Source organism: Rhodococcus sp. NPDC003318 (assembly GCF_042879035.1).
GTDB lineage: Bacteria > Actinomycetota > Actinomycetes > Mycobacteriales > Mycobacteriaceae > Rhodococcus_G.
This window is the reverse complement of sequence record NZ_JBIAOU010000001.1, coordinates 504,171-516,011: the sequence shown is the minus strand read 5'-3', so window position 1 is coordinate 516,011 and position 11,841 is coordinate 504,171. Positions and strand designations below refer to the sequence as shown.

11 protein-coding genes are annotated in these 11,841 nt (G+C 70.3%); 4 read left to right on the top strand and 7 right to left on the bottom strand.

The features are described from left to right. Positions 1-52: 52 nt before the first annotated feature. The 3 genes from ACFYVR_RS02335 (at position 53) to ACFYVR_RS02325 (ending at position 4,707) form a co-directional block, all read left to right on the top strand. Positions 53-1,072, top strand: coding sequence for an alpha/beta hydrolase (locus ACFYVR_RS02335; RefSeq protein ID WP_387469178.1), 1,020 nt, complete (start codon positions 53-55; stop codon positions 1,070-1,072). A gap of 65 nt (positions 1,073-1,137) precedes the next feature. Continuing rightward, on the top strand, positions 1,138-3,420 hold the full coding sequence (locus ACFYVR_RS02330) for a molybdopterin-dependent oxidoreductase (protein WP_387470290.1): 2,283 nt from the start codon (positions 1,138-1,140) through the stop codon (positions 3,418-3,420). 81 nt (positions 3,421-3,501) lie between these two features. Continuing rightward, on the top strand, positions 3,502-4,707 hold the full coding sequence (locus ACFYVR_RS02325; protein WP_387469175.1) for a serine hydrolase domain-containing protein: 1,206 nt from the start codon (positions 3,502-3,504) through the stop codon (positions 4,705-4,707). Between the two features lie 4 nt (positions 4,708-4,711). On the opposite strand, the gene ACFYVR_RS02320 is transcribed toward ACFYVR_RS02325, so the two are convergent. Genes ACFYVR_RS02320 through ACFYVR_RS02300 form a run of 5 tightly spaced genes read right to left on the bottom strand, consistent with a single transcriptional unit; the run spans position 4,712 to position 9,798 of the window. After that, positions 4,712-5,677 carry an L-lactate dehydrogenase gene (locus tag ACFYVR_RS02320; RefSeq protein WP_387469173.1) on the bottom strand — a complete coding sequence of 322 codons (966 nt, stop codon included), beginning with the start codon at positions 5,675-5,677 and terminating at the stop codon, positions 4,712-4,714. A gap of 45 nt (positions 5,678-5,722) precedes the next feature. Further along, entirely contained in the window at positions 5,723-6,145 is a 423-nt protein-coding gene (msrB, locus tag ACFYVR_RS02315; RefSeq protein WP_387469171.1) for a peptide-methionine (R)-S-oxide reductase MsrB, read from the bottom strand. Between the two features lie 13 nt (positions 6,146-6,158). Further along, entirely contained in the window at positions 6,159-7,403 is a 1,245-nt protein-coding gene (locus ACFYVR_RS02310; RefSeq protein ID WP_387469169.1) for a glycosyltransferase family 87 protein, read from the bottom strand. A gap of 49 nt (positions 7,404-7,452) precedes the next feature. Continuing rightward, positions 7,453-9,021: an alpha/beta hydrolase gene (locus tag ACFYVR_RS02305; RefSeq protein WP_387469167.1), complete on the bottom strand. Its 1,569-nt coding sequence runs from the start codon at positions 9,019-9,021 to the stop codon at positions 7,453-7,455. A gap of 3 nt (positions 9,022-9,024) precedes the next feature. Continuing rightward, the gene (locus tag ACFYVR_RS02300; protein WP_387469165.1) at positions 9,025-9,798 is read right to left on the bottom strand and encodes a pyrimidine reductase family protein; all 774 of its coding nucleotides are present in this window, start codon (positions 9,796-9,798) and stop codon (positions 9,025-9,027) included. 34 nt (positions 9,799-9,832) lie between these two features. Between ACFYVR_RS02300 and zapE the strand changes: the two genes are divergently transcribed. Beyond that, positions 9,833-10,846, top strand: a complete 1,014-nt coding sequence (zapE, locus tag ACFYVR_RS02295) for a cell division protein ZapE (RefSeq protein WP_387469163.1) — start codon at positions 9,833-9,835, stop codon at positions 10,844-10,846. Between the two features lie 18 nt (positions 10,847-10,864). Here zapE and ACFYVR_RS02290 read toward each other — a convergent pair whose 3' ends face one another. Both ACFYVR_RS02290 and ACFYVR_RS02285 read right to left on the bottom strand, forming a co-directional pair. Next, positions 10,865-11,395: a GNAT family N-acetyltransferase gene (locus ACFYVR_RS02290; protein ID WP_387469161.1), complete on the bottom strand. Its 531-nt coding sequence runs from the start codon at positions 11,393-11,395 to the stop codon at positions 10,865-10,867. Next, entirely contained in the window at positions 11,392-11,832 is a 441-nt protein-coding gene (locus ACFYVR_RS02285; protein WP_387469159.1) for a hypothetical protein, read from the bottom strand. Before ACFYVR_RS02285 ends, ACFYVR_RS02290 begins: the two co-directional genes overlap by 4 nt. Between the last annotated feature and the right edge of the window lie 9 nt (positions 11,833-11,841).

Genomic DNA, 11,841 nt, shown 5'->3' with positions numbered 1-11,841 from the left:
CGAGCACAACCGAACCGTCGTCGGGTATCGCAGTCGAGTGCGGGGAGCGGCCATGAGCGCGATCGGACACTGTCGGACACTGGTCGTCGTTGCCGTCGTCGCGGCGTCGAGCGTCTTCGGCGGGGTGGCGTCGGCGGACGCGTGGCGAGCGGCCCCGGCATCGGCGGACGGATCCGTCCTCGACCACGTCGACGAGGTCGGCGACCGTCAGCTGAACATGTACGTGTACTCCGCGGCGATGGAGAAGGTGGTCCTGCTCGAGGTGATCCGTCCCGCGGATCCCAGCGTGCCCAGGCCGACGCTGTACCTGCTCAACGGCGCCGGTGGCGGCGAGGACACGGCAACCTGGCAGGCGAAGACCGACGTGGTCGACTTCTTCGCGCACGAGAACGTCAATGTCGTCATCCCGGTCGGTGGTGCCTACAGCTACTACACGGACTGGCAGCGGTCCGATCCCGTCCTCGGCCTCAACAAGTGGACCACCTTCCTCACCGAGGAACTGCCGCCGATCGTCGACGCCACGCTCGGGACGACCGGGGTCAACGCCATCGCGGGACTGTCGATGTCGGGGACGTCCGTCCTGAGTCTGGCCCAGGCCGCTCCGACGCTGTACCGCGCGGTCGGTGCCTTCAGCGGGTGCGCCGAGACCAGCACCCCGCCCGGCCGCGACTACGTCAACTTCGTCGTCGGCTTCCGTGGCGGAGACGTCGCGAACATGTGGGGACCACCCGACAGTCCGGACTGGGTGGCCAACGACCCCGTCGTCAACGCGGAGAAGTTGCGCGGTGTGGACCTGTACATCACCAACGGGACCGGGCTGCCCGGTCCCCACGAGACCCTCGCCGGACCGGATGTCGACGGAGACGTGGGTGTCCTGGCGAACCAGGTGATCGTCGGCGGAGTCATCGAGGCGGGGACCAACCAGTGCACCCATCGGCTGGCGGACAGGCTCGGCGAGTTGGGAATCCCGGCCACCTACGACTTCCGGCCCACGGGCACCCACTCGTGGGGCTACTGGCAGGACGACCTGCACAACTTCTGGCCCATGATCGCCGGTTCCCTGACTCGGTGACGTCGCCGGTGACCGGCCGATGACACACTGAGCGCATGAACGTGGGATCCGGCCGGCACCAGCAGATGGCGCACTGGGGAATGTTCGAAGCCGAGACCGCCGACGGTGAGGTCACCGCCGTGCACCCGTTCGCCGGGGACGCCGATCCCTCGCCGATCCTGGCCAACGCCGTGGGGTCGGTACGGCACCGGTCGCGGGTGGCGGGCCCCGCGATACGCCGCGGCTGGCTGGAGAACGGACCCGGACCGTCCGACCGTCGCGGCGCCGACGAGTACGTCGCCGTCTCGTGGGCCGAGCTGACGGACCTTCTCGCCGGGGAACTGCGACGGGTCGTCGACACCCACGGCAACCGGGCGATCTTCGGTGGCTCCTACGGGTGGTCCGCGCCGGGACGGTTCCATCACGCGCAGAGCCAGGTGCACCGGTTCCTGAAGATGCTCGGCGGCTACACCCGGTCCGAGCACAGCTACTCGCTCGGCGCGACCGGTGTGATCATGCCGCGGGTGATCGGGACGCACTGGAAACTGTTCGCCCGCTCCACGAACTGGGACGTCATCGCCCGGGAGACCGATCTGATGGTGTGCTTCGGCGGGGTGCCGCTGAAGAACACCGCCGTCAACGACGGCGGCACCAGCAACCACCCGACGCGCGGCGCCCTCGATGCCCTGCGTGACCGCGGCGGGCAGATCGTCTCGATCAGCCCGCTGCGCGACGACCTGCACGGAGAGGCACGGTGGCTGGCGCCGCGGCCGGGCACCGACGTGGCGATCATGCTCGCGCTGGGACACGTCCTGGCCACCGAGGATCTCGCGGACCGCGCCTTCCTCGACCGCTACACCACCGGCTACGACAAGTTCGAGGACTACCTGCTCGGCCGCACGGACGGCGTTCCGAAGGACCCCGACTGGGCGGCCGCGCTGTCCGGGCTGCCCGCGGACACGATCGCCGACCTGGCCCGGCGGATGGCCGCCGGGCGCACGCTGGTCACGGTCACCTGGTCGCTGCAACGCGTCCGGCACGGCGAGCAGGCGCCGTGGGCGGGCATCACCCTGGCCGCGATGCTCGGCCAGATCGGGCTTCCCGGAGGGGGTTTCGGGCACGGCTACGGTTCGATGAACGAACCCGGACTGGCGCCGGTGCCGTACCCGCTGCCGACCCTGTTCCAGGGGCAGAACCCGGTGTCGGAGTCGATCCCGGTCGCGGCGATCTCGGACCTGCTGCTGAATCCGGGTCAGCGGTACGACTACAACGGCGAAACCCGCACGTTCCCCGACATCCGGCTCGTCTACTGGGCCGGTGGGAATCCCTTCCACCACCACCAGGACCTCGGCCGGCTGCGGCGGGCGCTGGCCAGGCCGGACACCATCGTCGTGCACGACCCGTACTGGACGCCGATGGCCAAGCACGCGGACATCGTGGTGCCGTCGACGACCGCGCTCGAACGCGACGACCTGTCGTGCACCCGCAACGACCCGCTGCTGGTCGCGATGCAGGCCGCGGTGCCGCGGTTCGCCGACGCCCGCGACGACTACGACACCTTCACCGCGCTCGCACACCGCCTCGGCTTCGGGCCGCAGTTCACCGAGGGTCGCACCTCGGGGGAGTGGCTCGAGCACCTCTACGAGCAGTGGCGTGGATTCGTGCTCGCCGACGGGGGTGACGCACCCGACTTCGACGAGTTCCGGGCCCGCGGGCACGTCCGGATGCGCACCGAGGACGACCTGACGTTGCTCGAGGACTTCCGGGCCGATCCGGAACGCAACGCGCTGCGCACCCCGAGCGGGAAGATCGAGATCTTCTCCGCCGACATCGACGGTTTCGGCTACGACGACTGCGCGGGCCACCCCACCTGGTACGAGCCGCAGGAGTGGCTCGGAGGCGAACGCGCGCAGCAGTTCCCACTGCACCTGATCGCCAACCAGCCGAAGACGCGGCTGCACAGCCAGCTCGACCACGGCGCCACCAGCCAGGGTTCGAAAGTGCAAGGGCGCGAACCGATCCGGCTGCACCCCGCGGACGCCGCGGCCCGCGGCATCGGGGCCGGGGACGTGGTGCGGGTGTTCAACGATCGCGGCGCCTGCCTGGCCGGGGCGGTCCTCGACGAGGGCCTGCTCCCCGGGGTCGTGCAGCTGGCGACGGGGGCCTGGTACGACCCGCTCGATCCGGCCGACCCGAATTCGCTGTGCGTGCACGGCAATCCGAACGTGCTCACGCCGGACGTGGGCACCTCACGGCTGGCCCGGGGCTGCACCGGTCAGCACGTGCTGGTGCAGATCGAACGGTTCGACGGTGCGTTACCGCCGATCCGGGCGTACGACCCGCCGGTGGTCCGGTCGCGGGAGGAGTGATCGGCCCGCGCGGTTGCCGTCGGTGGCGTAGCGTCTGCCGGTATGCACAGTGCCGGGCTGGTCAGGGTTCGACGTGTTCAGGTGGCATCCGCCGCGTTCGCCATGGTGTTGCTCGTCGGGGCGTGCTCCGACGACTCCGGCGGTGACTCCACCGCCGGCTCGGAGACACCGACTGCCACCACCGCCGTGACCCCGCCGGACCAGGCGACCCTCGAGGCGGCCCTGGAGCAGGGTGCGCAGGAATTCCTCTTCCCCGGCGCTGTCGCGCTGGTCCGCACCCCGTCGGGCACCGTCACCGCCACCTACGGCACCACCGAACGCGGTGGGGGTCGACCGGTGTCCCTCGACGACCACGTCCGGGTCGGGTCGAACACGAAGACCTGGACCGCGACCGTGATCCTGCAACTGGCGCAGGAGGGCAGGATCTCGGTGGACGACCCGGTGTCGAAGTACCGGCCCGACGTCCCGAACGGGGACAACATCACGATCGGGCAGATCCTGGACATGCGCTCGGGTCTCTACAACTACAGCGAGACACCCGAGCTCAACGAGGCCCTCGACAACGAGCCGCAGAAGGTCTGGACCCCCGACGAGCTGCTCGCCCTCGCATACGCGCATCCGCCGTACTTCCCGCCGGGACAGGGCTACCACTACTCGAACACCAACTACGTCCTGCTGGGCCTGATCGCCGAGCAACTCGACGGAAAACCGCTGCCCGAGATCTACGAGGCCCGCATCTTCGGTCCCGCCGGGATGTCGAACTCGTCGTTCCCCGGACCCGCCGACTCCGCCGTCCCCGCGCCGTACTCGCACGGATACTTCTTCGGCACCAACATGCTCACCCTCACCGACCCGGCGCTGCCCGCCGACATGCAGGCCGCGGCGAAGGACGGCACGCTCGCGCCCACCGACGTCACGAACGGCAATCCGTCGTGGGCGTGGGCGGCGGGGGCAGGCATCGCGACCGCGAACGACCTCGCGACCTGGGTCGAGGCGCTCGCGGACGGCGAGATGCTCGACGCCGACATGGAGGCGAAGCGGATGGCCAGCCTGCAGCCGACGGACCCGACGAACCCGCAGTCGACCGAATACGGCTGGGGCATCGCCAAACTCGGTCCGATGTACGGTCACACCGGCGAGCTGCCCGGGTACAACTCGTTCATGGGATCGGACCCGGAGAACAAGGTCACCGTCGTCGTGTGGGCGAACCTCGCGCCCGCTGTCGACGGGCAGGGCCCCGCGACGGCGATCGCCAAGGGCCTGATCGAGAAGATGTACGGCGGCTGATCGGTCAGAGACCGAGCGCGTCCTGCGCCTCGCGCAGGGCGCGCGCGGACGCCTGCAACCCCGCCATCTCGGCGTCGGACATCGGCACTTCCAGGACCCGGGTGGCGCCGCGTCCGTCGACGAGGGTCGGCAGCGACAGACAGACCCCCTCGATGCCGTGGGCGCCGCGCTGCAGTGTGGACACCGGCAGCACCCGGTGCTGATCGCGCAGGACAGCCTCCACGATCCGGGCGGTCGACAGGCCGATGGCCAGGTTGGTCGCGCCCTTGCCCGCGATGATCTCGTAGGCGCTGCGCACCACGTCGGAGGCGATGTCGGCGCGGGTGTCGGCGTCGAAGACGGGGCCGTCGCCGCCGTCGTAGGCGAGGGCGGGCACCCCGCCGACGGTGGCGCTCGACCAGAGCGTGATCTCCGAGTCGCCGTGCTCACCGACGACGAGGGCGTGCACGTTCTCCACCGCGATCCCGACCCGCTGCGCGACCAGGAACCGCAGCCGACCCGAGTCGAGTACGGTCCCGGATCCGAAGATCCGCGGCGCCGAGTCGTCGCCGACCGCACGGATCGCCGCGTACGTGACGACGTCGACCGGGTTGCTGACGAACAGCACCACCGCGTCCGGGGACAGGTCGAGCAGTGCCGGCGTGAGGGCCTGCGCGATCTCGACGTTGGCCGCGGCGAGATCGAGCCGGGACTGTCCGGGCTTCTGCTTCGCGCCCGCGGTGACGACGACCAGGTCCGAGCCCGCCGTCACCGCCAGTTCGTCGGAGCCGTCGATCCGGCACGCCGGCGCGAACTGGGTGCCGTGGTTGAGGTCGAGCACCTCGGCGCGCACCTTCGCGGCGTTGGTGTCGTACAGGGCCAGCGCGTCGGCGGACCCGCGGATCAGGCAGGCGTACGCGATCGCGGTTCCGACGCTGCCCGCACCGATGATGGACACGGTGGACTTGTGGGACGTGCTCGATGCCGTCATGATCCGATCGTCCCCGCCGCCGCGCGTCGGCGCAGCCCGAAACGCCTACGCGGTCGGGACCAGACGCAACGAGATCGAGTTGATGCAGTACCGCTGGTCGGTCGGGGTGGGGTAGCCCTCGCCCTCGAACACGTGACCGAGGTGGCTGTGGCAGTTCGCACACAGCACCTCCACCCGCCGCATACCGAGCGAGTCGTCGGCCCGCAGGATCACCGCGTCGGTGTCGGCCGGATCGAAGAACGACGGCCAGCCGCAGTGGGATTCGAACTTCTCCGTCGAGGTGAACAGCAGGGCGTCACAGGCCCGGCAGTGGTATTCGCCGGTGGTCCCGGTGTCGGTGTACTCACCGACGAACGGACGCTCGGTGCCCGCCTGCCGGAGCACTGCGTACTCCTCGGGGGTCAGCTTCTCCCGCCACTGTGCGTCGGTCAGTTCGAAGCCGGGCCTGCGATCTGCATCGGAAGTCATGCCACCACGCTACTCAGGTCGACGCGACGGGCACCTTCTCCGGTTCCGGATCGTCGAAGATCGGGTCGATGCCGTCGGCGAGCCTGCCCTCGCGTTTGGCGGTGACGTAGCGGGCCACGAGCACCCCGCAGATCACCAGCAGCAGCAGGCTCCAGCCGAGCGTCGACTTCATGTACTCGGCGGCGCGTCCGGTCGCCGGGAACCGACTCGACAGCCAGCTGTCGAAGGTCATGAACCCGTAGACGGCGAGCCAGGCAGGCCAGTTGCGCATCACCGAGTTGCGCAGCACCACGCTCATGAGGAGCGGGAGCAGCATCATCGAGTAGTACATCTGGCCCAGCGAGCCGAGCAGGAACGAGGCGGTGAGCAGCACCCCGGACGCGGTGGTGACGAAGAACAGCCGGTCCTCGCGGTAGTACCGGTAGAGCAGCCACAGCGACACCAGCACCACCACGGCGAACACGGCGCGCAGGCCCAGGGTCAGCCACGTCGGCAGGCCGTAGTACGCGCCGTTGCCGACGATCGCGGAGTTGAAGTAGTCGCGCGACTCCATCAGGTACGGCAGCGTGTGGTGCACGAACTCCATCGGGTCCACCGCCAGCGGCCACGCGACCGCGGTGAGGACCAACGGGACGCCGAGCGCCGTGACGAACACCCGCCACTGCTTCGTCACCAGCGGCAGCAACAGCAGCGGGGCGAGAATGGGTTTGACGGCGAACGTCAGTCCGATCGCGGCGCCCGCCCACGCGTCGCGGCGGCGGAGCAGCAGCTGCAGGAATGCGATCTCGCCGAGCAACACGAGACCGTTGATGTTGGTGAACACCAGCGTGTTGGTGACGGTCTCGCTGGCGAACATGCCGAACAGCAGGATCGGCGCCGCGACGGAGTCGAGGGCCAGCCCGAACATCTTCAGCAGCAGGTAGCCGGCGACGATCACGGCGACGGCGTTGCCGAGGATGAACAGCCACCGGGAACGCTCGGGGTCGATGACCGCGATCGGCGCCATCAGCAGCGTCCCGCTCGGCGGGTACAGGTAGTGCGGATCCACCCAGTTGAAGTTCGCGGTGTACACCGGCTGCCGGTTCAGGAACGCGAGCGCCGCCTTGTAGACGGGGGTGAAGTCGTCGGTGCGTGCCCCGTTGACCGCCTTGACCAGCACCCGGTGCAGCACGGTCATGATCGCGATCGGCCAGAGTGCGAACTTCACCACCTCGGCCGTCGTGCGGGCGGTGCGCGGTTCGAGCTGTCCAAGGAACACCGTGGCACGGTACCCGACTCGGACCCCGGCAGCGTGTCGCCACCCGCGCTCAGCCGGGACAGGCACCTCCGTCGGGTGGCAGCGTGCCCGTGTCCGCGTACCCCGCCGCGGCGAACTGGACGCAGTCCGAGTGCGACAGCGACGGGTGACCGGCACCCAGCCACGCGATGGTGGCGGTGGGGGTACCCGACGCGCCGAGCACGCCGGTCGCGGAGGCGGCGCCGGTTCCCGCGACGGGATCGGCCGCACCGGCGACGGCGAACGTGGGTGTCAGCGCGGAGCCGGGGCCCGCGGGCGGGGTCGTCGCCGGCCAGGACGCGCACAGCAACAGTTCCAGCGCCCCCTCCGGTCCGAAGACGGGATACCGCTGCCCCCAGTCGGTCGTCAGTTCCCGGACTCGCCCGGGCGTCGGCCACTGTCGCCCGTCCGAGCAGCGGGCCACGAACTGACCGTCGGTGCGGGTGGCCGCGGCGGCCGCGTCGATCCGGGACCGCAGACCCGCGGTGTCGCCGTTGGCCGCGGCAGCCAGGACGTTCGCGAAGTCGCGTATCTGTGCCTGCACGTCAGCCCGCGGCGACCCGAGCTGGTCGACCAGCGCGGTGAGCAGTGCGTTCGACGAGACCGTACCCAGTTCGCCGCGGCGTGCCCGGTTCGTCAGATCGGTGACCGCCCTGACGGGGTCGGGCCCGAGCGCGCACTCGAGGGCGACGCACTGCCGGGCGAACGCGGCGAGCGCGGCCTCCCGACCACGGACTGCCGCCTCCGCGGTGGTCGTGGCATCGGCCCCGACCACGGCCGGGGAATCGAGTACCAGACGCCCGAGGGCTTCCGGGTGTGCGGACCCGTACGCGAGGGCGACGTCGACACCGCTGCCGGTGGCGACGAGTCCGATCCGGTCCACGCCCCAGACGCGCCGCAGCTGGTCGAGATCGGCGGCGGCGTGCGCGGCGTCGAAGGCCAGTTCCTGGGGCTGCAGGAAGTCGGTGCACGCGGTCGTCGCGTCACGACCGAGCGCGAGGACCGTGTCGGCGCTGTCACCGCCCGGTGTCGGCGGCCGCGTGAACTGTCCGAGGTCGAGCATCTGCCTGCGCAGGTCGGGAACCGTGGTGGGGTCGAGGCACTCGATCGGGCTGGAGGTCCCGATCCCACGGCGGTCGACGGCGACCAGCGGGCGCGTCGCCAGCAGCGCTGCGACCGGACCCGCCGCGAGTGCCGCCAGCGTGCTCGTGGCGGACCGGTCGGAGCCGGTGGTGACGACCAGCGGGGCGACGTCCGTGGGGGTCTGGGGGAGCCGTGCCCGCAACGCGCCCAGGGTGAACGCCCCGTTGATCGTGCCCTCGGCGTCGATCGGTGCGGCGAGCTCCACGCATTCGAGGACCAACCCGGCCGGTCCGGCGCCCAACCCGAGCGTGTCGAGTGTCGAGCGGGTGCAGTCCTGCCAGTTCGGTTCGTGCACCGGCACCGGAAGCTCCGGTGCGGTCCCCGGAGCCTGCGTGCTCGTCTCGGTCGGGGTGCCGTCACCGCGCTCGACGACCGCGACGTCGGGCCGCACGCTGGGCCCGGCACCGCACGCGCAGCACACCGCCATGACCAGTGCCGCCAACCCCAGTGTGCGCATGCGTCACAGCCTGCCAGGTCGATCGCGAACCCAGCGGGTCAGGACGGTGCCGTCGTCGTCGGCGAGGACGTGCGCGCGGCGCATCGGGCGCGGTGCCGCGGCCGGGGAGTGCGCGATCCGGCCGGAACCGCCCGCGACGAGGACGGGTGAGGTGGTCAGGCACAGTTCGTCGACGGCGTCGTCGGCGAGCAGCTGCCCGAACAGCGTCGGTCCGCCCTCGCACAGCACCCGGTGCAGCCCGCGTTCGGCGAGCGCGCCCAGCAGCGCCGCCGTCGGGACCGTCACGTCACCGACGGGGATCACCGTCGCGCCGGCGGCGGTCAACGCGGACGTCCGGTCGGCGGGTGCGTTCCGGCCGGTGACCACGAGCGGCGGCACGGCGGTGTCGGTCAGCAGGCGGTGGTCGGGGTCGAGGTGGGCGCTCGCGGTCACCACGGCGATCGGGGGTACCGGCGCCTGACCCCGCGCGATCCGCCGATCACGGGTTGCCGCATCGGGTTTCGCGCCGCCGTAGTTCTCCGCGCGAACCGTGGCAGCGCCGACGACGATCACGTCGGCCAGTTCCCGCAGCGCGGTGAAAACCTGTCGATCGGCAGCCGTGCCGAGCCCGCCCGAGGTACCGTCGGTGGTCACGGCGCCGTCGATGCTGGAGACGAAGTTGACCCGGACCCACGGCACCGTCGGATCCGCGGGATAGGCGTACAGGTCGCGGATCTCGGCGTCGTGCAGTGGCGGGTGAGCGGATGTGAGGTATCCCTCAATATCGATGCGGCGCATACTCTCGATAACAGCACGTAGATACGCTGTTTACATGCAGCAGCGCCTCGTCGATCGCAATCCGGTTGTTCTCGCCGACCAGTTGATCGCGCAAATGGTTCCGCCGGCCATGTTCGACGAGGTGAGTTTCGCCTCCTACATCCCCGATCCGAACGAGCCCAGCCAGGCCGCGGCGGTCCGCAAGGCCGAGGAGTTCGCGGGCAAGGTCGCGAAGATCCGTTCCGGTGGGCGCCGGGGCCTGTTCGGCAAGAAGGCCCCGTCGACCGGTGCCGGTCTGTACCTCGACGGCGGCTTCGGTGTCGGCAAGACCCACCTGCTCGCGTCGATCTTCCACAGCGCTCCGAGCCCCAAGGCGTTCGGCACGTTCGTCGAACTCACCCACGTCGTCGGTGCGCTCGGATTCAACAATGCGGTCGAGCAGTTGTCGAGCCACAGCGTGCTGTGCATCGACGAGTTCGAGCTCGACGATCCCGGCGACACGATGCTGGTGTCGCGGCTGCTGACCGAACTGTCGTCGCGCGGTGTGTCGATCGTCGCGACCTCGAACACCCTGCCCGGCCAGCTCGGCGAGGGCCGGTTCGCCGCCCAGGACTTCCTCCGCGAGATCAAGAAGCTCGGCTCGATCTTCGAGACCATCCGCGTCGACGGCCCCGACTACCGCCACCGGGACCTGCCGCCGGCCCCCGAGCCGATCTCCTCGGAGGAGCTGCGCGAGCGCGCCGAGGCCACCCCGGGTGCCACCCTCGACAACTTCGACGAGCTCTGCGTGCACTTGAGCACACTGCACCCGTCGCGGTACAACAAGCTGATCCAGGACGTCACCGCGGTCTACCTCGACGGTGTGCACCCCGCGCAGGACCAGTCGGTGGCGCTGCGCCTCGTCGTCCTCGCGGACCGTCTCTACGACGCGAGCATCCCGGTCACCGTGTCGGGTGCGAAGCTCGACGAGATCTTCACCCCGGAGATGCTCGCCGGCGGGTACAAGAAGAAGTACCTGCGCGCGACCTCCCGCCTCCTCGCCCTCTCCCGTTTCGAGGTCGCGGCCTAGGTGTGATCCCAGGGCGCGTCAGAGCCGCCGCTCCATGACGAAGTCGTGGTGCAGCTGCCCGCCCACCCGGAACCGTTTGGTGCCGACCTTCTCGAAGCCCTGCTTGGTGTAGAAGCGCTGTGCACGAACGTTTTCCTGATTGACGCCGAGCCAGACGCCGGCGGCCCCGCCCGCGCGGGCGCGGTTGACGGCCGCGTCCATCAGCCGGTGCGAGACGCCCTCGCCGTGGTGACCGGGCAGCACGTACAGCTTGCTGATCTCGACGGCCGGAAGGGCGGTCACCGCGGCCCGCACGTCGGCGTCGTCGACCACTCCGTCGACGACCATCACGTATCCGACGATGCCGCCCCGGTCGACGGCCGCGATCACCGTGCGGTCCGGTGCACCGACGTACTCGGCGAACCGGTCCTCGGACAGCACGGACCCGAGGAAGTCGGCGACATCGTCGTCCGTGACGGAGGGTGGGCAGGCGAGGGGGAAGGTGACGGCGGCGACGGCGGCGAGTTCGGTGGCGTCGGCCGAGGTGGCGGGGCGGACGGTGACGGTCACAGGCGCTCGACCGTGTTCTTGGCCTGGGTCAGGCTCATTCCGGTGTATTCACGCAGCAGCCGGGCGGCCTTGTCGGTGTCGCCGTCGGCCTTGAGGGACCGCAGCACCGGGACCAGATCCGACCAACCGCCGGACGGTGGTGCACTGTCGGGTCCGGCGGTGGGTACCCACTCGCCGCGGGCCACGGCGTCGACCGCTGCCTTCGCGTCGGCCAGGCCCAGTCCCGTCCGCTCCCGGAGCAGTTTGATGGCCTGGATCTGGTGATGGTCGGCGACGAGTCGTTCGATCCGGTCCCGGGTCTCGAGGTCGAGCCTCTTCGCGAAGCCGGTGTCCCCGGTGTGCGGTCGTGCGCTCCTGCGCCGGGTGAGCAACCACACGGTGACGACGGCGAGGTCGACGAGAATCAGCACCACGATGAGCCAGCCCCAGTTCGGCATGGGGGTCAG

Excerpts from the sequence above, each read along its gene's own strand:
- msrB (WP_387469171.1), bottom strand. The coding sequence starts at position 6,145 with ATGACTTCCGATGCAGATCGCAGGCCCGGCTTCGAACTGACCGACGCA.
- ACFYVR_RS02330 (WP_387470290.1), top strand. The coding sequence starts at position 1,138 with ATGGCGCACTGGGGAATGTTCGAAGCCGAGACCGCCGACGGTGAGGTC.
- ACFYVR_RS02300 (WP_387469165.1), bottom strand. The coding sequence starts at position 9,798 with ATGCGCCGCATCGATATTGAGGGATACCTCACATCCGCTCACCCGCCA.
- ACFYVR_RS02285 (WP_387469159.1), bottom strand. The coding sequence starts at position 11,832 with ATGCCGAACTGGGGCTGGCTCATCGTGGTGCTGATTCTCGTCGACCTC.
- ACFYVR_RS02305 (WP_387469167.1), bottom strand. The coding sequence starts at position 9,021 with ATGCGCACACTGGGGTTGGCGGCACTGGTCATGGCGGTGTGCTGCGCG.
- ACFYVR_RS02335 (WP_387469178.1), top strand. The coding sequence starts at position 53 with ATGAGCGCGATCGGACACTGTCGGACACTGGTCGTCGTTGCCGTCGTC.
- zapE (WP_387469163.1), top strand. The coding sequence starts at position 9,833 with ATGCAGCAGCGCCTCGTCGATCGCAATCCGGTTGTTCTCGCCGACCAG.
- ACFYVR_RS02320 (WP_387469173.1), bottom strand. The coding sequence starts at position 5,677 with ATGACGGCATCGAGCACGTCCCACAAGTCCACCGTGTCCATCATCGGT.